General features: G+C 57.2%; 28 protein-coding genes and 1 rRNA gene. 4 read left to right on the top strand and 25 right to left on the bottom strand.

Features of this window, described 5'->3' with window-relative positions; all coding sequences use genetic code 11:
- Positions 1-125, bottom strand: a 16S ribosomal RNA gene (locus Q7T10_RS18415); the annotation flags it as partial.
- A gap of 1,073 nt (positions 126-1,198) precedes the next feature.
- Here Q7T10_RS18415 and Q7T10_RS18410 point away from each other — a divergent pair.
- Entirely contained in the window at positions 1,199-3,088 is a 1,890-nt protein-coding gene (locus Q7T10_RS18410) for an ATP-binding cassette domain-containing protein (protein ID WP_304751023.1), read from the top strand.
- On the opposite strand, the gene Q7T10_RS18405 is transcribed toward Q7T10_RS18410, so the two are convergent.
- The 7 genes from Q7T10_RS18405 to Q7T10_RS18375 all read right to left on the bottom strand — a co-directional run bounded on the left by Q7T10_RS18405 (position 3,089) and on the right by Q7T10_RS18375 (position 9,491).
- Complete coding sequence (locus Q7T10_RS18405) at positions 3,089-4,174, bottom strand: chemotaxis response regulator protein-glutamate methylesterase (RefSeq protein WP_304751021.1); 1,086 nt, start codon at positions 4,172-4,174, stop codon at positions 3,089-3,091.
- A 10-nt stretch (positions 4,175-4,184) separates the two neighbouring features.
- On the bottom strand, positions 4,185-4,889 hold the full coding sequence (cheD, locus tag Q7T10_RS18400; protein ID WP_304751018.1) for a chemoreceptor glutamine deamidase CheD: 705 nt from the start codon (positions 4,887-4,889) through the stop codon (positions 4,185-4,187).
- Between the two features lie 62 nt (positions 4,890-4,951).
- Entirely contained in the window at positions 4,952-5,764 is an 813-nt protein-coding gene (locus Q7T10_RS18395; RefSeq protein ID WP_370653796.1) for a CheR family methyltransferase, read from the bottom strand.
- A 130-nt stretch (positions 5,765-5,894) separates the two neighbouring features.
- Entirely contained in the window at positions 5,895-6,377 is a 483-nt protein-coding gene (locus Q7T10_RS18390) for a chemotaxis protein CheW (protein ID WP_304751014.1), read from the bottom strand.
- 25 nt (positions 6,378-6,402) lie between these two features.
- Positions 6,403-8,595: a chemotaxis protein CheW gene (locus Q7T10_RS18385; protein ID WP_304751011.1), complete on the bottom strand. Its 2,193-nt coding sequence runs from the start codon at positions 8,593-8,595 to the stop codon at positions 6,403-6,405.
- Positions 8,596-8,642: 47 nt separating this feature from the next.
- Complete coding sequence (locus Q7T10_RS18380) at positions 8,643-9,005, bottom strand: response regulator (RefSeq protein ID WP_304751009.1); 363 nt, start codon at positions 9,003-9,005, stop codon at positions 8,643-8,645.
- 42 nt (positions 9,006-9,047) lie between these two features.
- Positions 9,048-9,491 carry a hypothetical protein gene (locus tag Q7T10_RS18375; RefSeq protein WP_304751007.1) on the bottom strand — a complete coding sequence of 148 codons (444 nt, stop codon included), beginning with the start codon at positions 9,489-9,491 and terminating at the stop codon, positions 9,048-9,050.
- 205 nt (positions 9,492-9,696) lie between these two features.
- Between Q7T10_RS18375 and Q7T10_RS18370 the strand changes: the two genes are divergently transcribed.
- Entirely contained in the window at positions 9,697-10,809 is a 1,113-nt protein-coding gene (locus Q7T10_RS18370; protein WP_304751005.1) for a response regulator, read from the top strand.
- A 1-nt stretch (position 10,810) separates the two neighbouring features.
- Positions 10,811-11,440 (top strand): response regulator transcription factor, encoded by a 630-nt coding sequence (locus Q7T10_RS18365; RefSeq protein WP_304751003.1) that lies wholly within the window; start codon positions 10,811-10,813, stop codon positions 11,438-11,440.
- Between the two features lie 8 nt (positions 11,441-11,448).
- On the opposite strand, the gene fliR is transcribed toward Q7T10_RS18365, so the two are convergent.
- From fliR to fliF, 13 genes are all read right to left on the bottom strand, one after another.
- Positions 11,449-12,216, bottom strand: coding sequence for a flagellar biosynthetic protein FliR (fliR, locus tag Q7T10_RS18360; protein WP_304751002.1), 768 nt, complete (start codon positions 12,214-12,216; stop codon positions 11,449-11,451).
- A 16-nt stretch (positions 12,217-12,232) separates the two neighbouring features.
- On the bottom strand, positions 12,233-12,502 hold the full coding sequence (gene fliQ, locus Q7T10_RS18355; protein ID WP_304751001.1) for a flagellar biosynthesis protein FliQ: 270 nt from the start codon (positions 12,500-12,502) through the stop codon (positions 12,233-12,235).
- A 9-nt stretch (positions 12,503-12,511) separates the two neighbouring features.
- Positions 12,512-13,216: a flagellar type III secretion system pore protein FliP gene (gene fliP, locus Q7T10_RS18350; RefSeq protein WP_304751024.1), complete on the bottom strand. Its 705-nt coding sequence runs from the start codon at positions 13,214-13,216 to the stop codon at positions 12,512-12,514.
- 89 nt (positions 13,217-13,305) lie between these two features.
- The gene (locus Q7T10_RS18345; RefSeq protein ID WP_304750999.1) at positions 13,306-13,626 is read right to left on the bottom strand and encodes a flagellar biosynthetic protein FliO; all 321 of its coding nucleotides are present in this window, start codon (positions 13,624-13,626) and stop codon (positions 13,306-13,308) included.
- A complete protein-coding gene (fliN, locus tag Q7T10_RS18340; RefSeq protein ID WP_304750997.1) occupies positions 13,626-14,057 on the bottom strand; it encodes a flagellar motor switch protein FliN in 432 nt (143 codons plus the stop codon). Before fliN ends, Q7T10_RS18345 begins: the two co-directional genes overlap by 1 nt.
- A 4-nt stretch (positions 14,058-14,061) precedes the next feature.
- Positions 14,062-15,051, bottom strand: coding sequence for a flagellar motor switch protein FliM (gene fliM, locus Q7T10_RS18335; RefSeq protein ID WP_304750996.1), 990 nt, complete (start codon positions 15,049-15,051; stop codon positions 14,062-14,064).
- A 21-nt stretch (positions 15,052-15,072) separates the two neighbouring features.
- Positions 15,073-15,660 carry a flagellar basal body-associated protein FliL gene (fliL, locus tag Q7T10_RS18330; RefSeq protein WP_370653795.1) on the bottom strand — a complete coding sequence of 196 codons (588 nt, stop codon included), beginning with the start codon at positions 15,658-15,660 and terminating at the stop codon, positions 15,073-15,075.
- A gap of 114 nt (positions 15,661-15,774) precedes the next feature.
- On the bottom strand, positions 15,775-16,983 hold the full coding sequence (locus Q7T10_RS18325; protein WP_304750992.1) for a flagellar hook-length control protein FliK: 1,209 nt from the start codon (positions 16,981-16,983) through the stop codon (positions 15,775-15,777).
- Entirely contained in the window at positions 16,980-17,447 is a 468-nt protein-coding gene (fliJ, locus tag Q7T10_RS18320; protein WP_304750990.1) for a flagellar export protein FliJ, read from the bottom strand. The genes Q7T10_RS18325 and fliJ overlap by 4 nt, the downstream gene beginning before the upstream one ends.
- Positions 17,444-18,823, bottom strand: coding sequence for a flagellar protein export ATPase FliI (gene fliI, locus Q7T10_RS18315; protein WP_304750988.1), 1,380 nt, complete (start codon positions 18,821-18,823; stop codon positions 17,444-17,446). The genes fliJ and fliI overlap by 4 nt, the downstream gene beginning before the upstream one ends.
- Before the next feature lie 25 nt (positions 18,824-18,848).
- Positions 18,849-19,532: a flagellar assembly protein FliH gene (locus Q7T10_RS18310; protein WP_304750987.1), complete on the bottom strand. Its 684-nt coding sequence runs from the start codon at positions 19,530-19,532 to the stop codon at positions 18,849-18,851.
- Positions 19,533-19,534: 2 nt separating this feature from the next.
- Entirely contained in the window at positions 19,535-20,533 is a 999-nt protein-coding gene (gene fliG, locus Q7T10_RS18305; protein ID WP_304750985.1) for a flagellar motor switch protein FliG, read from the bottom strand.
- Between the two features lie 23 nt (positions 20,534-20,556).
- Positions 20,557-22,248, bottom strand: coding sequence for a flagellar basal-body MS-ring/collar protein FliF (gene fliF, locus Q7T10_RS18300; RefSeq protein ID WP_304750983.1), 1,692 nt, complete (start codon positions 22,246-22,248; stop codon positions 20,557-20,559).
- 176 nt (positions 22,249-22,424) lie between these two features.
- On the opposite strand from fliF, the gene fliE reads away from it, so the two are divergent.
- On the top strand, positions 22,425-22,742 hold the full coding sequence (fliE, locus tag Q7T10_RS18295) for a flagellar hook-basal body complex protein FliE (RefSeq protein ID WP_304750982.1): 318 nt from the start codon (positions 22,425-22,427) through the stop codon (positions 22,740-22,742).
- Positions 22,743-22,838: 96 nt separating this feature from the next.
- On the opposite strand, the gene Q7T10_RS18290 is transcribed toward fliE, so the two are convergent.
- The 4 genes from Q7T10_RS18290 to Q7T10_RS18275 form a co-directional block, all read right to left on the bottom strand.
- Complete coding sequence (locus Q7T10_RS18290; RefSeq protein ID WP_304750980.1) at positions 22,839-23,138, bottom strand: flagellar protein FliT; 300 nt, start codon at positions 23,136-23,138, stop codon at positions 22,839-22,841.
- An 11-nt stretch (positions 23,139-23,149) separates the two neighbouring features.
- Positions 23,150-23,569 carry a flagellar export chaperone FliS gene (fliS, locus tag Q7T10_RS18285; RefSeq protein WP_304750978.1) on the bottom strand — a complete coding sequence of 140 codons (420 nt, stop codon included), beginning with the start codon at positions 23,567-23,569 and terminating at the stop codon, positions 23,150-23,152.
- Positions 23,570-23,633: 64 nt separating this feature from the next.
- Positions 23,634-25,034: a flagellar filament capping protein FliD gene (fliD, locus tag Q7T10_RS18280; protein WP_304750976.1), complete on the bottom strand. Its 1,401-nt coding sequence runs from the start codon at positions 25,032-25,034 to the stop codon at positions 23,634-23,636.
- A gap of 134 nt (positions 25,035-25,168) precedes the next feature.
- Positions 25,169-25,451, bottom strand: a 283-nt coding sequence (locus Q7T10_RS18275; RefSeq protein ID WP_304750975.1) for a flagellin, incomplete at its 5' end; no start/stop codon positions are given.

Genomic DNA, 25,451 nt, shown 5'->3' with positions numbered 1-25,451 from the left:
GTTCCGATATATTACTCACCCGTTCGCCACTCGCCACCAGGATTGCTCCCGTGCTGCCGTTCGACTTGCATGTGTAAGGCATGCCGCCAGCGTTCAATCTGAGCCAGGATCAAACTCTATAGTTCGATCTTGAATTTTTTCGCTCTTTCGAGCAACTCATAAACTGGAATCAACGTGAACTTCATTTCTGAATTTCACATCTTTTTTACTTTATGAGCGTTTGTATGTCAGTTAAGACATAGTTCCGAAGAACTTGGCAATCGCCTTCAAACGCCCACACTTATCGGCTGTATGTTTTTAAAGATCTCTCATTCAGCGCAACTTTCGTCTTGCTTTTTTCTTGCTTCACCGTGATCAGCGAAGCCTTGAATTATGACACAGTTTTTACGACTTCGTCAATTTGTTTTGATAATTTTAACTAAGTGTCTTACTTAAAATTATCCAACAACCAAAACCGGGGAGCAAGTCTGCACCTGCCTTTACCGCTTCGCCCAACATGAATTAAATTACATGTCATTAGCGAAGCCCTCGACTATAGCACTGTTTTTCCGGCTTGCCTTCACTTCCTTCACTCATCACTGAAATGCGCGCGTTCTTTCTAGCCAAGGCGAGCGCCATTCGGTGATTGCCTGCCAGTCAATCCACACAAAGAGCAGAACTGACGCCACACCAATTGGCGACCGTTCGGCTCCGCGCGGGGCCACTCCGGCCTCCGGTCGCACGATCCTGTGGATCGCACTGGCCAAGGGATCAGCTCCTGCTGCCACCGCGTAACACAAGGAAGTACGCCGCTGCGCCACGCCCCCGCATTGACGAGCCCTGCCATGCAGACGACAGGATGGATTGGCTATTCCTTTCATCACGGAATACCCGCCACCCCGGCAACGATTGCACGCGACGGATCAAGCAACGCAGAAAACCGAGCGTTTCCAGAGAGACGCGGGGCCTTCCACTACACCAAGACCAAATTCAATCGGCCACATTCGAGGTGTTGCGCAGAATCCATGACCGCTGCCCATCGCATTGCGGTCGACCCGGACTTGATGCGGCGGGGCGCTATGGCTACATCACGCCTCTTCTGCGTTGGGTTGCCGCCTTCGACGGGAGCCCACAAAGGCGGTCTTCTCATTGATATCGGGCCCATCCCGGCGAGCCTTGCCGGTGAAAGTGGCCACTGGACAGGATAATGTCCCCCACTATGGCACTTATTACACTTCTGAACGCCCAACTCGCCTTTGGGCACGTGGCTTTACTCGACCACACCGACTTTGCGCTCGAAACCGGTGAGCGCGTGGGCCTGATCGGCCGCAACGGCACTGGCAAATCATCATTTCTCAAAATATTGGCCGGCCTGGAGAAGGCCGACGACGGCACCCTGCAGTTGCAGCAAAACCTGCGCCTGGCGTACGTAGCCCAAGAACCACTGCTCGACCCGGATGCTACCGTTTTTGCAGCAGCCAGCGCAGGTATCTCAGGGGTTATAGCGCTGATTAATCAGTATTGTGAAGGCTTGGGCGACCTGGACGCCCTGCAAAGCGCGATTGAGGCGCAAGACGGCTGGAACTGGGAGCAGCGCGTGACGGAAACCCTGCACCGCTTGCACCTTGACGAGAACGCCGTGATCAGCACGCTGTCCGGCGGCACCAAGAAACGGGTGGCACTGGCGCAGGCTTTGGTCGCACAACCCGATGTGCTGCTGCTCGATGAACCCACCAACCATCTGGACTTGGACTCCATTGAATGGCTGGAGGACCTGCTGATTGCGTTCAAGGGCAGCATCGTCACCATCACCCATGACCGATCCTTTCTGGACCGGGTGGCAACGCGCATTGTCGAACTCGACCGCGGCAAGTTGAGGTCCTACGATGGCAATTTTGCTCAGTATTTGGTCCTGAAAGAAGACCAACTGGCGCAAGAGGCCGTGATCAGCGCCAAGGCCGACAAGCTGCTGGCTCAGGAAGAAATCTGGATCCGAAAAGGCGTCGAAGCCCGGCGCACCCGCAGCCAGAGCCGCATTGTGCGACTGGAAAACTTGCGCGCCAGCCGCCGGGCACACCGGGAAGCCGTTGGCAGTGTCCGAATGGAAGTGGCATCTGCTGCATTGGGAGGCAAGCTGGTGGCTGAATTGACGGAAGCCAGCCTGTCCTTCGGCGACAAAGTCATCATCAAGGACTTCAGCGCGACCGTGCTGCGCGGCGACAAAATTGGCTTGATCGGGCCAAATGGGGCGGGCAAGACGACGCTGCTCAAGCTCATTCTGGGCGAACTGGTCCCGGACAGCGGCAAAGTGCGGCAAGGCGCGAACCTGCAGGTGGCCTACTTCGACCAAATGCGCAACGCGCTTGACCTGGACGCCACGCTGGTGGACTTCATCAGTCCGGGCAGCGAGTGGATTGAGATCGGCAACCAGCGCAAGCACGTCAAAAGCTACCTGGGCGACTTCCTGTTTTCCCCCGCGCGCGCCAATTCCCCGGTTCGATCCCTGTCAGGCGGCGAGCGCAATCGTCTGCTGCTGGCTCGCCTGTTTGCCCGGCCAGCAAATGTGCTGGTGCTGGACGAACCCACTAACGACCTGGACATCGAAACCCTGGAATTGCTGGAGGAATTGCTGCAAAGCTACGAAGGCACTGTGTTTTTGGTGAGCCACGACCGGACTTTTCTGGACAACGTGGTGACGAGCACGATCGCGTATGAAGGCGATGGCTTGTGGCGCGAATATGAGGGCGGCGTGCAGGATTGGCTGATTCAATCCAGACGTAGCAAGGAGATTCAGCTTGCTACAAATTCAGTAGCTGCTGGCGCACAACAGACGGGGGCTAGAGGCCAAAAACATACAAAATCTGCAGACCTCAAGAAATCGTTGATGCCCCAAAAGCTCAGCAACAAAGCACAGCGCGAGCTCGATACGCTGCAGGCAAAAATAAGCGAACTGGAACGGGAGCAGACCGTGCTGCGAGCCGAATTGGCGGACACCAACCTCTACGCCAAAGACCCCGCTCGCGCCACGGAGCTCTACGCGCGTGATGCGGTCATTGAAGAAGAAATGCTGACTGCCATGGCGCGATGGGAAGAGCTTTCCGACAATTGATCACACGCGGTAGCGGTCCGTTGCGCTGCTAAGTCGGGCAATCAGCGCAGGCGCTATCGCTGTGAGGGGCAGCACTTCGTCAGCGGCGCCATGCAATATGGCCTCGCGTGGCATGCCGAAGACGATGCAAGAAGCCTCGTCCTGCACAAAGTTGTAGCTACCCGCGTCTTTCATTTCGCGCATCGCCTTTGCGCCATCGTTGCCCATGCCGGTCAGCATGACGCCAACCGCATTGCGCCCGACGACGGCGGCGACAGACTTGAACAGCACCTCCACCGACGGCTTGTGCCGATTGACCAACTCGCCATCTTCGACCACCGCCACATAGTTGGCACCGCTGCGATCAACCCGAAACTGCTTGCCCCCGGGTGCAATATATGCATGCCCCGGCAAAATCCGCTCACCGTTCACAGCCTCTTGGACAGTGATCTGGCACAGACTGTTCAGGCGCGCAGCGAAACTCGTCGTGAAACCAGGCGGCATGTGCTGGGTGATGACGATGCCGGGTGAGTCCGCTGGCAGCCGTGTCAATATTTCCTTGATGGCCTCGGTACCTCCTGTGGAGGCGCCAATACAAATGAGCTTCTCGGTCGACACCCGTCCGATGGACGCAACCGGTGCGCGAACAGCCGGTGCACCCGCGGCCGTGGCTGCAAAAGGCGGTACGGCCGCCGCGCGCTTTATATGCGCCGCCGCGGCAATGCGAACCTTTTCCACAATCTGGGTCGATAACTCGCTCAAACCATCTGCGACACCAATCCTGGGCTTGGCGACGAAATCAACAGCGCCCAACTCCAGCGCCTTCATCGTGACTTCTGCCCCGCGCTCTGTCAATGTCGAAATCATGACTACCGGCATGGGACGCAAGCGCATGAGCCGCCCCAGAAAGTCAATGCCATCCATGCGGGGCATCTCGATATCCAGCGTGATGACGTCGGGATTCAGTTCGCGAATCATCTCCCGGGCAATCAATGGGTCATTGGCAGTTCCAACGCACTCCATGTCTTTTTGTCGATTGATGATCTCCGCCAACAAGCTTCGCACCAACGCAGAGTCATCAACCACCAGAACCCTGATCTTCTTCAATTCAACATCCTCAAAACAGGTCGACCGAACCACCAGAAGTAGCCTTGGCCACGGTCGCCGCGTTGCCTTTGCGCTCTTCGACGGCCAGTGTTTCGGGGTGCGAATGGGCCAAGCGCTTGACCAGCGCTTTGCCAGTCACGGGAAAAAAGCATACCTTGCGGGGGTGAATATCCAGCACGTCCTGCGAGACCACTGGAATACGTTCCGTGGCAAGGTAGTCGAGAACGAACTTCGTGTTTCGTTCTCCCACATTCATGGTGGTGAAGCCAGCCATGACCTGGGCGCCACCGAACACCTTGGCCTGCATGGATTCACGGCGGGCGCCTTTTTTCAACATCTCATTGATCAGCAACTCCATGGCATAGGATCCGTATCGGCCAAAACCGTCGATGCTGTCGCCATCAGGGAGCATGAAGTGGTTCATCCCTCCGGCGCGAGCCTTGCCATCCCAGAGACAAGCCGAAATGCAGGAGCCCAAAACCGTCATGATGACCAAGTCTTCATTGGACACAAAATACTCGCCAGGCAGCACTTTGACCGCGTCGTACTGGAAATGGTGATCGTTGTAGAAAAAGGAGGCTTCCCCGGGGCTGCGTGGTTGCGCCTTGAGGTGCTCAACCCGCGAAATTCTGCCTCCCGTCAGTACTTTGGGAGCAACTGCGACTGCTGCCGGACGAATCGACGACACGCCCGCGCCGGATTGAGGAAAATTCATGGGTGCCTTGCAATCAATAGGAGCGGTAACAGAAAATTGCGCGGGACCTTCGCCCTGCAAACCTAAAGACGCTCATAAACAGTCTTGCCTCGCAGGACAAACAAATCCTTCGACTCGCTGAAATTCTCCGCATGCCCCACAAACAGGAGGCCTCCGGGCACCATCACACGATGAATGCGCTCAAGCACCTTGCGCTGCGTTGGCCCATCAAAGTAAATCATGACATTTCGGCAAAAGACAACATCAAAGGGTTCCCGAAATGGCCAGTCATCCCGAATCAAGTTCACGCTGATGAAGTGAATCATGCGCTGCAGTTCGGGCTTGACGCGGGCCATTCCCTCATTGGCTCCTTTGCCGCGCAAAAAGAAACGCTGCATGCGCTCCTCATTGACGCCCTTGAGCCCTTCAAGCCGGTATACGCCTTGCGCGGCCGACGCCAACACCTTGGAGTCAATGTCACTGGCCGTCAAAGCCAAATTGCCCTTGGCGCCAAGTGCCTCCATCGCCGTCATGACGATTGAATAGGGTTCTTCACCCGTCGATGCGGCATTGCACCAGACCCGCCAGGCCGTGCCCGCCGCTCTGGATTTCAAGTGACTCGCAAAAATCTCGAAATGGTGCTGTTCGCGAAAAAAGGACGTTAGATTCGTCGTCAAGGCGTTGATGAATTCCTGCCATTCTGGGCCGTCATGCGTTTCCAGCCAGCCCAGATAGTCTTTGAAACTTTGATGTCCCGTGTCACGCAGACGCCGTGACAAGCGGCTGTACACCATGGCATGCTTCCCATCGTGCAGGCTGATCCCGGCACGCTGATATATCAAGGTTTGAACCCGGTCAAAATCAGCGTCCGTCCAAACGAATTCGCGTCCGTGCACGCCCACACCTCCCGTGTCCGAAGACCCCCCCGTCTGCGCATGAACCGATGCCCGAGGATGAGACGTTTTATTGACTAAAGCCATGCCGCTTGCCACCTGGATATGCCGACCTGGCCGTAGTTGGACGTCATCAATCCGGCGCCAATCCCATGTCGGTGCCGGACATGAGTTTTTCGATGTCGAGCAAAATCAACATGCGCTCCCCCAAGGACCCGAGCCCCAAGACGGCGTCGCTGTCGATCACACTGTCAACGTCCGGGGCGGCCTTCAGGCTCTCGGCCGGAAGCTCCATCACGTCGCTGACCGAGTCCACCACAATACCCACAATCCGATTGCCCAGATTGAGAATGATGACCACCGTGAAGGAGTCATATTCTGCTTTTGAGCAGTTGAACTTCAGTCGCATGTCCACGATAGGAACAATCGTCCCCCGCAAATTGACCACCCCTTTGATGAAATTGGGGGCATTGGCAATGCGGGTTGGCGGTTCGTAGCCACGGATTTCCTGGACCTTCAGAATGTCGATGCCATACTCTTCCTGGTCGAGACGAAAGGTCAGGTACTCCCGCGCACCGGCCGATGCCATCTCACCAATTTTTTCCATTGCACCCATCTTGTTCTCCTTCTAGTCCCGGGGTTTAGTGGCGCGAGCGGCGAACCAGAGCGCCTGTATCAAGGATGAGCGCGACCTTGCCATCTCCCAGAATCGTCGCTCCCGATATATTGGGCACCTTCCGGTAATTCGACTCCAGGTTCTTGACCACGACCTGCTGTTGGCCCAGCAATTCGTCTACCAGCAAGGCGACCCGACTGCCATCCGCCTCAATCACAACCATGATGTCACTGGATTTCTCCAAATCGAACCGTGGCACCTGGAATACCTTTTCAAGCTCGATCACCGGCATATATTCGTCGCGCACCTTGACCAACTGTGCTCCCTGCCCGACGGTGCTGACTGCATCAGCCTTCACCTGGAATGATTCCACGACAGACGAAAGCGGCAATATGTAGACTTCGTCGCCCACGCCAACAGACATTCCGTCCATGATGGCCAAGGTCAGCGGCAGGCGAACGGACACCTTCATTCCATACCCCTCTGCGGAATCAATCTCCACAGTGCCATTCAAGGCGGCAATGTTGCGCTTCACCACATCCATTCCGACGCCTCGCCCTGACACATCAGTCACCACGTCAGCGGTGGAGAAGCCGGGTGCAAAAATCAGCTGCCAGACTTCAGGGTCCGACATCTGGTCTGACACTTCAATCCCCCGCTCGCGGGCTTTCGCCAAAATCTTCTCCCGAGACATGCCGCGACCATCGTCACGAACCTCAATGACGATGGAGCCGCCCTGATGAGCGGCCGACAAGGTGATTGTTCCCGTTTCTGGTTTGCCCGCACGGACGCGATCTGCAGGCATCTCAACGCCATGGTCGCAACTGTTCCGCACCAAATGCGTCAAAGGATCGGTAATTTTCTCAACCAGACCTTTATCAAGTTCAGTGGCCTCGCCCTGCGTCACAAAATCGACCTTCTTGCCGAGTTTGCTTGCAAGATCACGCAACATGCGCGGGAAGCGGCTGAATACGATCGACATCGGAATCATCCGGATCGACATCACCGATTCCTGCAAATCCCGGGTGTTCCGGTCAAGATCCGTCAGACCCGTCAGAAGCTGCTGATAGAGCGCTGGATCGAGCGCCCGACTGTTTTGCGCTAGCATCGCTTGCGTAATAACCAACTCCCCCACCAGGTTGATCAATTGATCAACCTTGCTAATGGCAACCCGAATCGTCGCAGCCTCTGGCTGCGGGGCTGGGGCGGCCGCTTTTGCCGCAACTCTCACCGGAGCTGTTGAACCCGAGGATTCAGCGGTCGCTGCAGCGGCAACGCCGGCCGAATGACTGGGGGCACCTGGCGCACCGTCAAAAAATCCAAAACCTGGCAGCGGGGCCAGCGGAGCTCCCGGTGGAGGGTCATCGTCATAGGAGACGGCCTGGGGCGTACTGGCCGCACCACCAGAAATCCCGTAGCCAGACTCGGGCATGCCCTCCAGATCATCAACTTCCTTGATTGACACTTGTTCTCGTGACACATGAAAAGCAAACAAATCCAGCAAATCCTCATCCGATGACGAAGTCTCAACCGCAAAAATACGGCTATCGGCCTGATCGCAGTCCAGGGTCTTGATATCGCCCAAGCCGGGAATATCGCGAAACAACTCCTTGACCGCGTCAGTCTGGTCTGGTCGATCCAGTGGCCCGATCCGGATTTCAAGAGAGCGCGTTGTTTTCAATGGCTTTTCGGCAGCCTGCGCCATGACCGCCGACTGCACCGCCGCGATAGCGGGCATCGCCGCAGGCACCGGAAGCGGCTGGGCGGGGGCACTCACGTCAGACCGAGCGACCTCTCCTGAGGCCAAAACGCTGATACGTCGAACCAGGTCAGCCGTAGGGGGCGAATCACCCTCGCCACCGGCCTGATGACGGGCCAACAACCCGCGCGAGGCATCCGCCGACTCAAGGAGTACATCGACCATGGCCGCATTCGGCTGCAATTCATGACGACGCAGGCGATCGAGCAGCGATTCCATTTGGTGGGTCAACTCTGCAACATCCGAAAAACCGAATGTTGCAGCGCCGCCCTTCACCGAATGTGCGCAACGAAAAATGCCATTCAGCTCTTCATCGTCTGCCGTCTCCAGGTTCAGACTGAGCAGCATCTGCTCCATCAAATCGAGATTCTCGCCTGCCTCTTCGAAAAATATCTGATAGAACTGGCTGAGATCAAAATCACTGCCCGACCCACTGCCTTCCTGGTGCGCTTCCGCCATGTCAATCTCCAATATTACGTGTGTCCAACCAACGCTCCCTCAATGAGCTACTTGATCACTTTCTTGATGACCTCAAGCAGCCTCGCTGGGTCAAACGGCTTGACCAGCCAACCGGTAGCCCCGGCAGCGCGCCCGGCCTGCTTCATGAGATCACTGGACTCGGTAGTCAGCATCAGTATCGGGACGGTTTTGAATTGTGGGTGATCCCTCAGCTTGCGGGTTAACCCCAACCCATCCAGCCTAGGCATATTCTGGTCTGTCAGAACCAGATCGAATGACTGAGCCTGAGCCTTTTCATAGGCATCCACACCATCGACTGCTTCTACGACCTGGTAACCGGCTCCGGTCAAGGTAAATGACACCATCTTGCGCATGGACGGCGAATCGTCAACAGCGAGTATTAAAGGCATGTGAAGCTCCGACTATTTCAGTTGTTGGTTAATGGAAAACTGTCAAAAAAGTTCTACGGACCCGGCGTACATCTCGTCTTGCGTCACCGGATTGGGGCGCTCTGGCACATCCTCAACAAATGGTACGGCCTCGCCATCTTCGAGCCCCATCGACTCAGAAGCCAACCGGTAGGCACAGCCCTGGAGTATTTTGGACGTATGGACGATCAGTTGCGATGCCATGTCCTGAAACTGCAACTCAGTGACAGCCGCTCGCAAAGCGCTCCGGACTGCGTCCAATTCTTTGGAGGCGACCAGCGCCGGATCGGCAAGATTTGCACTGGCGCTGGTAAACCGCTCCATCAAGTTTGTCATTGTATGAGCCAGCAGCCCATCAAGGCGGTTCAAATCATGTACCACAACAAGAAGCGAATCCTGCACTTCCGCCACCAGCATGACGGGTAGCTGCACAGCGGGAACTGAAGATGTTGTCTGGTTCGGTTGCATTCGTGTATCCAATCTCATCACCGAGCGTCGCGCAACCCACGATTTTGGTTTACGGTATTAGAACTATGCGCAAAGGTAGGTTATCAGGATTCGACAAATTTTTGGAAAACTGAAGCGCAATTGAGATAATTAATTGCCGCCATGACCCCCGCCTGGCGCCAATCCAATCGATCTGCGTGTATCGTGGACAATGATAACGCCCATCATGCTGCAAGAAGACCCCCCAAACCAACCATTGCGGATTCTGCATCTGGAGGATTCCGACCTTGACCATGAGCTCGTGCGGCGCGCGCTGCACAAGGCCGGGGAGCCCTGCACGCTGGAGCGGGTAGAGACTCTGGAAGAGTTTGGGCAGCGGGTGCAAGCGTTCAATTTTGATGTGATCCTGGCGGACTATCGGCTGCCTGGCTTCACCGCTCTGGATGCATGGCACGTCCTGCAACAACAGGCCCGTCACCCCCCTTTTATATTGCTATCCGGTGCCATCGGCGAGCCTGCGGCGGTTTCCGCCATCAAGACAGGCATCAGCGACTACCTTGCCAAAGACGACCTGAGTCGGCTCGCGCAGGTTATCCGCCGTGCGATAGAGGTTCACAGCATCCGGCAGGCAAAGGAGCTGGCCGACATCGAACTGGCCCTGTCAGAAAAAAGACTGGCTGATTTTGCAGAGCATCTGCAAACGACCATTGAACAGGAGCGCGCTGCAATTGCACGCGAAATTCACGACGACATTGGCGGCGCACTGGCGGCTGCAAAATTTGACCTCTCCTGGATCGGTCGACATACCGCCGATGCTGCAACCCAGGGGCACGTCACTGCGGCAAACGAGATGCTGCAACATGCACTCGATGCGAGCCAGCGCATCATGATGAATCTGCGTCCAGCCATTCTGGATCAGGGTTTGGTTGCCGCAGTTCAATGGCTGGCAGGCGATTTCACCAAACGTACGGGGATAGAGACAACGGTCCATGCCTTTCATGAAGAGGACTCCCTGTCCAAGGCGGTTCAACTGGTCGCCTACCGGACGACGCAGGAAGCGTTGACCAATATATCCAAGCACGCAAATGCCAACCACGTCACCATCGATCTTTCAAACGCCGGAAGTGTGTTGACCCTCGAAGTCAAGGACAATGGCCAGGGATTGCTGCAAACAGAGCTCAAGAAGCCAACCTCGTTTGGCATCCGAGGGCTCCATGAGCGGGCAAAAACCGTTGGAGGCTGGCTGGACGTGAGCACCCAACGCAACATGGGAACTTCGATCATTCTCTCAGTGCCCTTGTTGGTGCCTCACCCAGATACAAAACAGGGAGCCGATTGAGATGATTCGCGTTATTCTTTGTGACGATCACGCCATGGTACGCCGCGGCATCCGGGATATGCTTTCCGAGGCGGTTGACATTCAAGTCACGGCAGAGGCGGGTAGCTACGCCGAGGTTCGCGAAGCCATGCGAACATCGGCATGTGATGTCCTGGTACTCGACCTCAATCTGCCCGGGCGCGGGGGCCTGGAGGTGTTGTCCAGTCTGCGGGAATCCAGCTCGCCTATCAAGGTGTTGATCGTGTCCATGTTTCCAGAAGACCAGTACGCCATTCGGTGTCTTCGTGCTGGCGCGCAAGGCTACCTCAACAAGGCAGGCGACCCCGCCGACCTGGTAACCGCCGTGCGAACCGTGGCGCAAGGCCGCAAGTACGTGACTCCCGACGTCGCCCATATGCTGGTCGACAGTCTCAGCACACCGGAAAACCAGACTTTGCACGCAACCCTGTCTGAGCGGGAACTCCAGACTTTGCTCAAAATAGCCTCTGGAAAACGCTTGTCTGACATCGCGGAAGAACTCATGCTGAGCCCCAAAACAGTCAGCGTGTACCGGGCCCGGGTTCTAGAAAAATTGAAACTCTCGAACAATGCAGAACTGACCGTTTACGCTATTCGCAATGAATTGGTCTAGGACCTGCATCATCTGGGGGAAAAGATGTCGATCGCCCGCTCCATCAGCGCCATGAGGGGTTGATCCAGCATCGGCAAGGTGGCGGTAATGCCGATTAGCCCCACTGTCAGCGTGATGGGGAAACCGATGGCATAGATATTCATTTGAGGCGCCACACGCGAAATGATTCCGAGCGCGAGATTGACAAACATCAGCATGCCAACCATCGGCAGAGCAATCCACAGCCCGCTTGCAAACAAGTCCGCGCCAAGGTCATACAGCTTCATCTTCTTCAATGCTTCCAGAAAATTCTGATCAACGGGAAACGTCTCAAAACTCTTGATCACTGCCATCAGCACCATCAGATGCCCATTCATGACGATGAACAAGAACGAGGCCATGTGACCAAAAAACCTCGCCACGGCGCTGGATTGTGTGTTGAGTGACGGGTCGAAGAACGCGGCAAAGTTGAGCCCCATCTGGAACCCCACAACTTCGCCAGCCAGTTCGACTGCCGCAAATACGAGTCGTACGGTAAACCCAATGGCCAGTCCAATGCCGACTTGCTGGATGACAGCGCCCACCGCATCGGGCCCGGCGATACTGATGACCGGTTGACCCTGCAAGCTGGCTTGCGCCGCGAAGGCAATGAAAAACGCCAGCGCAATCCTGGCGCGCAGAGGAAAAGCCCTTGAGGAAAATATCGGTGCTGCGGTGAACACTGCCAGCACCCGCAGGAAAGGCCACAGAATCGGCGAAAGCCAAGCCACCAGTTGGGCTTCGGTGAAAGAGATCACGGCATTTTGCCCCGCCTCAAACCACGGCAGCCGGAATCGCTTCGATAGTCCGGCGAATGTACTCAACCAGCATATTCAGCATCCAGGGCCCTGCTATCGCAAATACAGCCATGGCCGCAATCAGCTTGGGAACGAACGCCAGCGTCGCTTCATTGATCTGGGTTACCGCCTGAAACAGGCTAACCACCAGACCCACAACCAGCACCACACCCAGCACCGGCGCAGACACCATCAACAGCATCAGCAAAGCCTCTTGGCCCATCGTCAAAACCATCTGCGCATTCATTGGCAACCCTCAGGTAACAAAACTGGCAGCCAGCGAGCCGATCAGCAGATTCCAGCCATCGGCCAGGACAAACAGCATCAACTTGAACGGCAGGGCCACCAGCACCGGGGACAGCATCATCATGCCCAGGGACATCAGCACACTCGCCACCACGATATCGATCACTAGAAAGGGAATGAAGATCATGAACCCAATCTGGAACGCCGATTTGAGCTCACTGGTCACAAACGCCGGCACAAGGACACGCATGGGCACATTCTGGGCATTGGCCCCCGGTTCCAGTTTGGCAAGCCTGGCAAAAAGGGCAAGGTCCGACTGTCTTGTTTGCTTGCTCATGAACTGGCGCAAGGGATCTTCGCCGTTGGCCAGCGCCTGTTCAAACGAAATCGCATTCTTTGTGTAGGGAAGATAGGCGTCGTTGTAGACCTTGTCGAGTGTCGGTCCCATGACGAAAAATGTCAGGAAAAGCGACAACCCGACTACCACCTGATTGGGGGGTGCAGACTGCGTTCCCAAGGCCTGACGAAGCAATGACAACACGATCACGATGCGTGTGAACCCGGTCATCATGAGCAACACCGCTGGCAGAAAAGAGAGTGCCGTGAAGAACAGCAAGGTCTGGATGGGCACCGAAAAACTCATGCCCGATTCGCCCTTGCCCACGAGCAAAGGCAACTGCCCACCGGTTTGGGCCAACGCCGCTGATTGCGCCATCAACACCGACAAGCCCGCAGCAACCACGTGCAGCAGTCGCCGACTCCGTTCCGGGCGTGCATGTTGACCGTTCACGACAATCTTCTGTATCACGATGAAGCCGCCGCATCAACGATCTGCGAGGAACCTGCGTCAGTTTTCGAGTCAATCGCAGCACTGTGCAAACAAGTGATGGCTTGTGCTGTGACGCCCAGCGTCAGCCAGGTGCGAGATCCCTCCGGCCCGACTTCAACCGTCACGACCCGCTGATGCGGACCCACCGCAACGGCGGAAACAACCCGGGAGGCTGAAGCGATCCCCGTGCTCCCGCCAACAGAACGCCGCTGCACCCATTTGAGCGCCACAGGCACCAGCGCCAGCAGAACGACAAATAACCCGACGGAAACCAGCGTTTGTGTCATCGGCACCATCATCCCTTGCTGACGCGACGCAGCCGTTCAGACGGCGTGACGACATCGGTCAAACGAATGCCAAACTTGTCGTTCACTACAACCACCTCGCCCTGCGCAATCAAATAGCCGTTCACCAGGACATCCATCGGCTCACCCGCCAGGGCATCCAGCTCAACAACGGAGCCTTGTCCCAGCTGGAGAATATGTTTGATCGGGACCTTGGTTCGACCCAGCTCAACCGAAAGCTGAACTGGAATGTCAAGCACCATATTGATATCGTTGATCGGGGTGTCCCCGGAGAACGGCGAAGAGGAAAAAGGACGCGGAGCTTCCCCGGACAGAACGCCGCCCGGCTCTGCCCCCGCTCCATCCGTGCTTTTCTGCTCCAGAAGCGCCTCGGCCCAATCGGCCATGCCGTCATCTTCTGGTGGTTTGTCATCAATTGCCATATCTCTATCCTTTCCAGTTGAGGTCATTACCCCTCAAGCTCTTTTCAATCCGAATCGCATACTTTGCGTTATGCGTCCCATACTGGCATTCAAACACCGGCACCCCGTCCACCGTGACCTGAATTCTTGGTTGACGGTCCAGTTCAATGAAATCGCCAGGCTTCATCGCCAGCAGTTGCTCAATAGTCGCGTCCGCTCGGGCCAGTTCGGCCACGAGGGTTATTTCCGCAGCCTGAATTTCCTGCGTCAGGACGTTCACCCAACGCCGATCCACCTCAATGGAGTCGCCCTGGGTGGAGGAATACAGTACATCACGAATCGGCTCCAGCGTCGCGTAAGGCATACAAAAATGAATTGCCCCCGTAATCTCCCCGATTTCAAGCTGAAAAGTGCTCGAAATGACAATCTCACTCGGTGTCGCTATATTGGCAAACTGCGGCTGCATTTCAGAGCGCTGATATTCCAGTTCAAGCGGGTAGATGCCCTTCCATGCTTTCTTGTATTCGTCCGTGATCACATCAACCAGACGATTGATGACGCGCTGCTCAGTCGCTGAAAAATCGCGCCCTTCAATACGGGACTGAAACTTTCCGATGCCACCGTACAAGGTGTCAATGACGCCAAAGACCAGGGCCGGCTCGCAGACTATCAACCCACTTCCGCGCAAGGGCCGAATTGCCACAATATTGAAATTGGTGGGGACCGCCAACTCACGCAAAAACGCACTGTATCGTTGAACCGTCACGGGTCCCACCGAAATCTCAGGGCTTCTTCGGATGAAGTTGAACAACCCAACCCTCAGGTTGCGCGCAAAGCGCTCATTGACGATTTCCATCGTCGGCATGCGCCCGCGAACAATCCGCTCCTGGCTGGAGATGTTGTAGGAACGAACTTCACCATGCTCATGCACTTCCTCAACAAGCTTTTGACTTTCGCCCGTCACCCCCTCAAGCAGGGCGTCGACTTCTTCTTGGGAGAGAAAGGATTCACTCATAAACCTGATCCGGTATCAACGCTACTGAACGATGAAGTTGGAAAAATGAACTGCGCGCACCGGATTCTCGTCAGCCGCATGCTTGTCAGCGGCCTTCTTTTTGGCCTTGGCAGCATCTTTCTTGGGCTTGGTCACATTGCCCGCATCAGCAGGGCCAAATGGGCGCGATGCCTCGCGCAAAATATCTACGGCAAGCTTTTCTTTTCCCTCAATCAGCAAAAGCTCCTCCGCCGTGCGCTGGGAAATCAGCAAGAGAATTCCGCTGCGGATGGAAGGCAGATACATTTTGACCTTCTCAGTCGCCTTCGCATCCGCCAGTTCCAGCGTTATACCAACCTGCGCCACCTTTTCACCCCCTGGATCGGCCAGGTTGACCACCATGTTGTCAAGCGGGAGAAATGTCGGCGGGCCTTTGGGGGCGACCTGAACGGTCTCCTCGGCATCGTCATCGGCGGCCGCTTGCTTGCTCAGGAAGAACCAGGCCCCTCCACCAGCCAATGCCAATACCAGGAAGACAATGCCTCCGATAAGAACCAGCTTCTTGCTTTTGGGTGGCTTTTTGGCGGGATCGTCAGCGTCAGACTTTGCTGCGTCGGGTTTGGTAGCCACTATATTTCCTTAGACACATTGTGTTGAACTTCATTATTTAGCACATTGGTTGCATCAATGGCTGAATTAGCCGTGGAAAAGCATGGCTTTCAGGTCAATCCGTGCTGTGCGGCCTCACACAAAAAGATCCACGGCTCTGCCAACCGATTGACTGGCTCGCGGCATAGCTTTCGCAGCGGGCAGCGCTTCCGTGCTTGTGATAGTCGCCTGGCGTGCGCCTGGACGATTGCGCTGATCCTGTGCGCCCGTGCCATCCTGACCTGATGCTCCTACGGAAACGCCCGACAAGACCAGCCCTTCACTTGTAAGAAGGTCCTTCAAGTGGGCGGTAGCGCCCTCCAGTAATTTGCGGATCTCGGGCTGGTCGGTCCGGAAATCGATGTGTGCCGCCTCCCCCTTCAGGGAAATACTCACCTCAACCGGGTGATCGCCGAAGCCATCGAGCTTCAACTCTGCATTCTGAACACCCAGAGCGACCCAGTAACTCACCGTGTCGGCCACCATCGACTCAAGCGACAGCGTCGATGGATCAGCCATCACCGAAGGTGCATCCACACGACCTCCTGCCTGGAACGCCTGTTGTCCCCAAATGCCTTCAACGCCATTTCCGGTCGACAAAAGGGAGGACTTGGGCATCGTCCGGTCGGCCTGGCGAAGAACGCTGTCGCCGATGCCGGCGGTCAGCAAGGCACCCGAAAGCGCCGGTTCGCGGCCCAGGCCGTCCGCAAGGGACGCCTGCTTGAGCGTGCGCGACTCGGCCAGTCTGGCGGCGGTATCCGCCTGCAATTGGGCGCCTAGCGCCTTTTGGTGCTGGGCAGGCAGACCCTGCGCCATTTGTTCAAGCAAAACCTCGGCGCCCTGCTTGACCTCGCCCGACTTGTCGCTTCCAGGTGAGGCAGAGGCGGCCACCGCTATTTCCGGCTTTTCTGCACCCATTGCGGAGGCACGCAATCGAAGGCCAACCTTCGCCATGGAAGAACCGGCATCTACCGGCGCAGTCAATTTGTCGCCGCCATGTTCGCCAGCTTGTGTCAGCAACATGGCCAGATCGGTCGGCAAATCCGGCGTTGACGCGACTAACGCGATGGCGGGGCCTGAAGCCGGCGCAGCGGCTGCTTGCGGCAGACCGTCAGTCGCCACAAGAGTGGCGTCTTCAGCGCCCTGCTCAACCGATGGCTCAAGGGAGGTCAAAATCGCGAAGAAACCGCCAGCCGCAGCCGCGTCAGTATCGTCACCCGCTTTGACCTTGCCTTTTCCGACGTGACTCTCCGTACCCGCTACCGCTTTGGCGCTGGTGGCAGCGCCGCTTCGTTCCATACTCATGATCGCTCTCCACTGAAATATCCACCCGTTGATTGACTGCTGCGCAAGGCGGCAAACTCATCCATCTGCTTTTGCTCACGTCGCCCCTGGGCGATGGCAATGTCGAGCTGTTTCTTCTTCAAGACCTGCTTCAGACTGGTCAGCCGGAACTCCGCCTCCAGGACCTGTCGCTTTGCGACATCCACCTTCCGACTTGCGTTGTCAAGAACCCCGCTTTGCAGGCCGATCGCATGGTGCAACCGGTCCATGAACTGGTAGTGATGGCGCATCAGCTCGGGCGTGGTGCTGGTCTGCGCCGCGGCTGCCCATCTGGACTCGGTTTCGGCGGCGTATGTTTCCAGCTGAACCATCTGGTTTTGCGCAAACAATTGGGCATTCTGGACATGGGTCAAACCCTGGCCCGCCATATCGCGTCTGCGGGTCGCCATGTCGATGGCAAGCAGAACACTTCTTACGGCGCTCATGAAAGGGCCTCTTCGCGATCCATCGCCACCAGCATCTCGTGGATGCTGTTCTCCAGCGACGCGGAGTCAAACATGTCCTGCTGGAGGAACTCGGCCATCGCTTCATGCAGTCTTATTGACTCGTCCATCGCCGGGTCAGAGCCAGTGACGTAGGCCCCGATCTGCACCAGATCGCGGCCCTTTTCATAGCGGGAGTTGATCGCCCGGAAACGCCGCGCCATCTCGAAATGCTCTCGCGAGACGACGTTGTGCATGACCCGCGACGCCGACTGTTCGATATCAATGGCAGGAAAATGACCCGCCTCAGCCAGCGAACGCGACAGCACAATGTGCCCATCCAGAATGGCCCTCGCCGCATCGGCGATCGGGTCCTGCTGGTCATCACCCTCCGACAACACCGTATAAAAAGCTGTAATGGAGCCAATGCCGTGCAGTCCATTGCCGCTTCGCTCCACCAGTGCCGGCATTTTGGCAAAACAGGAGGGCGGATAGCCCTTGGTCGCCGGCGGCTCGCCAATGGCCAGGGCAATTTCCCGCTGCGCCATGGCATACCGCGTGAGCGAATCCATCAGCAGCAAGACATGCTTGCCCTTGTCCCTGAAACTCTCGGCGATTGCCGTGGCATAAGAAGCGCCCTGCATGCGAAGCAACGGCGGCGCGTCCGCCGGAGCGGCGACAACCACCGCCCTGGCACGCCCCTCTTCGCCCAGGATGTCCTCAATGAACTCCTTGACCTCACGCCCCCGCTCACCGATCAAGCCCACCACAATCACGTCTGCTTTTGTGTAGCGGGCCATCATGCCCAGCAAAACGCTCTTGCCCACGCCGGAACCGGCAAACAAGCCAATCCGCTGACCTCTGCCGATGGTCAACAGCGCGTTGATGGCGCGTACCCCGGTATCCAGCGTCTCGCGCACCGGGGCCCGGTCCATGGCGTTGATCTGTTTTCTGTCCAGCGGCAGGGATGTCACGTCGCCAATCGGACCCATACGGTCCATCGGCGCACCTTGCGCATCCACCACGCGGCCCAGCAGCCCGTCCCCGAGGGGCAGGCGCAACATCCCATAACCCGCAGTACGGTCCGTTTGCCTGCGTTCTCCCAAACGGGGCACAGCCACATAGGCCGCCGCAGGCCTGACACTGGCGCCGCTGGACAAACCATGAACATCCCCAGCCGGCATCAAAAAAGCGCGGTCGTTTGAGAATCCGACCACCTCGGCCAGCACCGGCGGCTGCGATTTCATCGACACCAGGCATTGCGAGCCTACCGGCGCGCGAATACCGGTAGCTTCCAGGACAAGGCCAGTGAGCCGCGTCAGCGTGCCACGCACCTCCAGGCTGGAGCCGGTGTTGACGCGTTTGAATGCGTCATCCATAAAAAGCTGCCACTTGGCCGAGGCATCACTGTTCGACAACTGATTCTTCCCAAGGTGGATTCAGGCCCAGATTGGCAACCGCCCGCATCCACCGCTTTTCAATGGTTCCGTCCACCACGGTTCCCGCGGATTCAATGAGGCAACCACCCCGGGCCACCGTCGCATCAGCGAGCAGCGTCAACGACAAGCCTGAAAATTCGGAGCGAAGCACATCCTCCAGCACTTCGATATCCACAGGATTCATCCTGATCAACGCAGTCTTGCTTTCCGCCATGAGCAGACCCAGCGCCTCACGGATAACCGGCTGCAAAGCATGCGGATTGACCGACAATTCACGACGCACAACCTGGCGCGCCAATTCGCACGCTAACTCCAGCACGCCTCGCGCTACCACTTGCTCAGCGTCGGACTGCTGCGCCTGAACAGACACGAAGAGTTGCGCGAAGCTCCGTGCTGTCTCCTGGCCCTGATTGGCTATGAAGTCAGTGATTTGTCGTTGCGCCTCCAAGGTGGCCTGGGCATGCCCCTGAACAAACCCTTCAGCATAGCCCTCCTGCCTGACTGCATCGTTCGTCACTTGATCCGAGGCTTCCTCGCGCGCCTTGACTTGCGCGGCCATCAACTGGGCCGCCGTGTCGACCGCGCCAAAACTCCATTGCTCAACGGCGCCAATCTCTTCGCCGGGGATAAAACGGGTGTAATTGCGCATGCTTAAACCATCGCGTCGTCGCCGCCGCCGCCAATCACGATGGTCCCTTCATCTGCCAGACGGCGCACGACCTTCAGGATTTCCTTCTGCTGCGCCTCCACCTCTGACAGCCGCATGGGTCCGCGCGACTCCAGGTCTTCGCGAAGCGTCTCGGCGGCACGCGAGGACATGTTGGCCAGGAATTTCTCCTTGAGTTCGGGCTGAGCGCCCTTGAGCGCCACGATCAGCGCATCGGATGCCACTTCCTTGAGCACCATCTGGATGGCCTTGTCGTCGAGCTTCATGACATCATCGAAGACGAACATCTTGTCCATGATCTTCTGGGCCAGGTCAGGGTCGTGATTTCGTATGGATTCAATCACCGTCCCCTCGATGGCGGTGCCCATCAGATTGATCATTTCCGCTGCCGTTTTGACCCCGCCCAGCGAGGACTTGCGCACCTTGTCGCCGCCAGCCAGGACCTTGAACAGAACCTCGTTCAAGTCTTTCAGGGCCGAGGGTTGAATGCCCTCCATCGTCGCCACCCGCAGCATCACTTCATTGCGCTGGCGCTCGGTAAAAAACTTCAGGACATCCGCGGCCTGGTCGAAGTCCAGATGGACCAGAATGGCCGCGACAATTTGCGGGTGCTCATTGCGCAGGAGCTCAGCGACTGACGAGGGGTCCATCCATTTCAGGCTCTCGATGCCGGAGACATCGCCCCCCTGCAGAATACGATCGATCAACAGGGCCGCTTTGTCGTCACCCAGTGCCCGCTTGAGCACTGAACGGACATAGTCACCCGAATCCGACACCAGCAGGCTGTGGGCAGCTGCAATACCGGTAAACCTGTCAACCACTTCGTCGACACGCTCGCGCGTGATGGCTTTGGTCTTGGCGATCGCCTCACCCAGTTTCTGGACTTCCTTGGGCGATAGATGTTTGAATACCTCCGACGCCTCCTCCTCTCCGAGGGACATCATCAGAATTGCAGCGTCTTGCAGACCGTCGTTTTGAGCCATCTTGTTATCCCGATTGATGGCGATCAGGCTGGCGCCTCACCATTTATCCAGCCTTTGACAATATTCGCGACCGCGGCGGGATTGTCTCGTGTCAGCCTTCTGGCGTCATCAAGGGCCACCTCCCCCGGCGAAGGCAACGCCGGGTCATTATTTTTGGTAGGTCCCCCCAACTGAGGCCGCTGCGGCTCCTCGGACTCAATCGCGTCGAGCTGATGCGCGGTCACCGACATTTTGGGCTGCGATTGCGCCAAAGCCTTCAAAGCCGGCCGAATGATACCGAGCAGAACCAATGCGCCGAACAGCAGTGTGCCCACGGGCCAGGCAAAACTGCGCGCCAGATCCTGCAGCTCAGGCTGCTTCCAGAGCGGCACGTCGGCGAGAACTACCTTCTCCATGGCAAATGGTGCATTCATGAGGTTCACAGAGTCGCCCCGGTCCTTGTTGAATCCAATTGTCTCACGCACCAACGCCGTCATTTTCTCAATTTGCTGATCGGTCAGGGGCGTCGTGGTGGTTTTACCTTTGCTGTCCGTAACGGACTGATGGTTGACCACGACGGCAGCGCTGATGCGCTTGACCACGCCGGTACCGCCACGGACCACCCGCACCGTCTTGTCCACCTCGTAGTTGATGATGGATTCACGCTTGGTGGGCCCACTGGCGCCCGCTGCTGCCCCTGCCCCACCCGCTGCCGTCAACGCCTGGGCCGGGCCATTGATGGGCGCAGCGGTGGGCCCGGGCGGCTGGTTGGTCGTTGCGCCCGGCACGCCGGAAGGCGGTCCATTGGCCGCGCCATTGGTGCTTTCAGAAACCTGCTGGCTGCGAATCACGGTTGAATCGGGCGCCTGATTCGGCTTGTGTGACTCGGAAGTCAACTCGGTCTGGGAAAAATCAAGCTCCGCTGTGACCTGTGCCTTGACGTTTTGCCGGCCCACGACCGGCTCCAGAATGTCCAGAATGCGCCGGCTGTAGAGTTGTTCCAGCTGTTGCACGTATTGCAGTTGCTGCGCGTCTCCGCCACCTCCCGCGCCATTGGCGCCCTCGGGCGGCGTCGACAGGAGCTTGCCGGTGTCATCCAGCACACTGACGGCAGCAGGGTTCATTTCGGGAACACTGGACGACACCAGATGGATGATGCCCGCCAACTGGGCCCGATCAAGTGTGCGACCCGCATTCAGGCCGACCACCACGGAGGCCGTTGGTTTTTGCTGCTCCCGGAAAAACCCGTTCTGGTTGGGCAAGGCCAGATGCACCCGGGCGCTCTGCACCGACGACAAGGCCTGAATGGAGCGGGTCAGTTCGCCCTCCAACCCACGCTGAAACGCCAGCCGCTCCTGAAACTGCGTCATGCCAAAGCGGTTGGCATCCATCATCTCAAAACCCGCAACCGAGCCCTTGGGCAAGCCTTGTGACGCCAGCTTCAAACGGGTGTCGTATACCTTGTCGGCCGGCACCAGAATGGCACCTCCGCCGTCGGCATGCTTGTAGGGAATGTTCATCGTCGTCAGCTGGGCCACGATGGCGCCGCCATCCTTGTCAGCCAGATTGGCGTACAAAACGCGCCACTCCGCCTGGCGACCCATCATGAGCCCGATGACGCCGATGGCCACGAACAGGGCAATGCCCAGGCCCATGCGCATTCTCTGGGTCTGATCCAGGCCAGCGAAGCGCTGGGACAGTGACGGGTTGACGGAAATTGCGGGAGCGGCGGGCATCGGTTGTTTCCAGTATGGCGTGGCACGGTTTCGCACCACCAATGCCGACGATTATTCGGCCCCACCCCGGAAACATTAGCGCGATAAGCCCGGGTTTTACCCCCTACTTCAAATTAATGTTTTGCGACCCACGTTTTAGCATCCGTCAACCCTCAATTTCTCAGGGAAGGCTGCATATGGAACTCCGACTTACACCCACCACCATGCCCACGACGGTGCGACCCACGCTCGCACCGCGCATTTCGTCAGGCCAGGTCACCGGCGGGGCTGAAGGCGGGTTCTCCGGTGCGCTGAAGAGTGCACTGGGCTCAGTGAGCGCGGCGCAAAACGACGCAACCCGGCTTCAACGCGAGGTGCAAATGGAAAACCCGAAGGTCAGCCTGGAAGAAACCATGGTGGCGATCCAGAAAGCGCAAATCGGCTTCCAGGCCACGCTGCATGTGCGCAACCGCATGGTGCAGGCCTACACCGATATCATGAACATGCAGGTGTGACAGCCTGGACAGCTGATCTTCTGGAAGCGATTTCAAGCCAAATTGGCCTCTAGCCCACGCAGCGATTGCGCAACCAGCTATTGTTTTAATAGCGTCTCAATGCAGCAACTGATGCTGTGCGTCAAATTTCTGCTCGCAGTGGGCCAGCCACGGCTCGGCCAGGTAGCGTATCTGGGCATCGTTCTGCAGAATGCGCTGCATGATGCGCGTCTTCTCGGTTCGCTGCTCAGGCAGCAACTCCTCGCTGCGAGCCCTGGCCCGCAACTGCTCAATCAGCACGGCGCAGGCACCCTCGAAGCGAACGACCTCATCCCAGTCCTCCGACTTGGCAGCATTGAGCATCTTGAGGCTGCTGTCTTCGATGGCTTTGTAGTATTCAATCAGCATTTGGGGCATTTTTCTACTCCTCAAGCCTGGTGAGCCTGCACAGCAACTTCACTTCTGATCTGGTTCCAACCATCTGATATTGGGCGGATTAGCCGGATCACCTCATCAATCATTGTGGCGTCATTTCGCAAGTTGGCTTCTGTGGTTTTCAGTATGCAGTAATCATACAAACTGCGCAAATTGGCTGCCAAATCACCACCACGTTCGGCATCAAGACCTGCCTTAAGTCCCTCCTCCAAAATACGAACCGCGCGGCTGACAGCGCGTCCTTTAGCGGGGATATCACCACTCAGAATGGACGCCTTTGCAGAAGCTAGAGACTGCTGCAATGCATCAAACAACAAGCCGACCAACTGGTGCGGACTTGCCCCTGCAACAGAGGTTTCCAACCCAACGGTTCTATAAGTATTTGCTGAACGCATACTGACTGGGGTGAACATTACAACTAACTCCTTGTGTGCCCTATGTTTTATATATCGGCAGGCTCACAAGAAAATCAAATCCTTATCCCGTAGATTTATTCCATTGGGCAAGCTGCGCTGTCACATAGGAGTTCAGTCCATTCAATTGAGCCATTTGAGCGTCAAGGGCGGAGTACTGCTTGAGCAACTGCACCTCGACCCGGGAGGCACGCTCAGTCACCCTCTCCTGGTCCTTTGTGTTTCTACTGATTGCCCCCTGCAAAGCAGTTGATTTGTTGCTCACCGAGCCGTCAAAAGAGACCAATCCGCGCGAGAAGTCCCGCACCTTCAGTCCGAAACCATTTGTCAAAGGGTCGCTGTTGTTAGCCGCAAACAGAGTTTTCAGGTTAGGCAGGTCCTGTTGGGCGCTTGTGAGTTTGGTCGCATTGATTTTCAATGAACCATCGGTCTGGCGCTCAATCCCCACATCAGAAAGATAAGAAAAGGTTGAGCCGGCACTGGTCGACCCCAACATGGATCTGAGGGCATTTTGCAGCCCCAATGTCGTTGCATCACCCTGCAATGGGCCCCCTGTTTTGGTTCCAGGCGTGTATTTGGTGGCGTCTGCCAAGGTCAGATTGAGTGCGTTGTAGGCATCCACGAAGCCTTGAATGTTCTTTTGAACCACATCCAGATCATTCTCAACCGTGATCTCCGCTGGCGCGGTCGTCACCTGATTGAGTTGCAGCGTGACACCGGGAACCACATCCACCATCTTGTTGGCTCCCGATACAACCGCGACACCATTGATCTTCACCTTCGCATCCTGAGCGGTCTGACCAACAAAACCCACACCGTCCGACGGGTTTGTTATTCCCAGCACCGCAAGACCTGGATCGGCCGGGGTGTTGACGCGAAACCCCGCTTCAACTCCGGTGCTATTGGACCGAAGAACCAGCCGTTCATTGGCGCCATCGCGCATCACGGTAGCAGTGACACCGGCGCCTGCCGCGTTGATCTTGCTGGCAATGGCGCTGACCGTGTCCGCCGGGTCGATCGCAACTGCGACACTTGTGCCCACGGAAAATACGGGAATCGCATCGGCGGACCAACTCCCCAGTTCAATGTTCAAGTTACCCGATGCGCCAACAGCCGCACTCGCCGCAAGCCCTACCGAGGCCGTTGACTGAGCGCGAGCAAGCTGCTGCACTTCAACTGACAATGCGCCGGTCACCGCTGAAGTGCCCGCAGTGACACCCACCGCGGCGGCATTGGATGAACTCGATTTTTGGGTATTCCAGCCACTGGCACCCGCCAGCAAAGCCCCCGCATCTCCCAGCGCAGACGCTTGCGACTTGATCTTGCCGTACAAACTAAGCTGGGTTTGAAAGGCGGATGCCTTGGTCTGAAGTTGCTTGAGTGGTTGCTTCTCAATGGCAACCAGTTGCGCCACAATGCTTTGGACATCAAGACCACTGCCAACGCCCGTAGATGATATTGCCATAAGTTACTCCTTTGATTAGTCTAGTCCAGTCCGGCTGACCACACAAACGCAAAATGGCGACAAGGACCTTTAGCCCCGTCGCCGCCATGAAGAGCTATCGACGGCCAAAGCCCATCGACAGCCATTCCCTACTCTTATCGCAACAGTGCCAGCACGCTCTGCGGTGCCTGATTCGCCTGTGCGACCATGGCCGTACCGGCTTGTTGCAGCACCTGTGCCCGTGACAGGCTGGCAGTTTCCTGTGCGTAGTCCGCGTCCATGATCCGGCCGCGGGCTGCGGCGGAATTTTCAGCGCCTACACGCAGGTTGGTGATCACCGAGTCAAAGCGGTTTTGCGTGGCGCCCCAGGTCGATCGTGCCGTGGTGACTGCGCTGATGTCCGTGTCCAGCTTCGAGATCTCGGCGAATGCGGTGCTG

Source organism: Rhodoferax sp. (assembly GCF_030646845.1).
Taxonomy (GTDB): domain Bacteria; phylum Pseudomonadota; class Gammaproteobacteria; order Burkholderiales; family Burkholderiaceae_C; genus Rhodoferax.
This window is presented reverse-complemented; position numbering and strand designations above follow the sequence as displayed.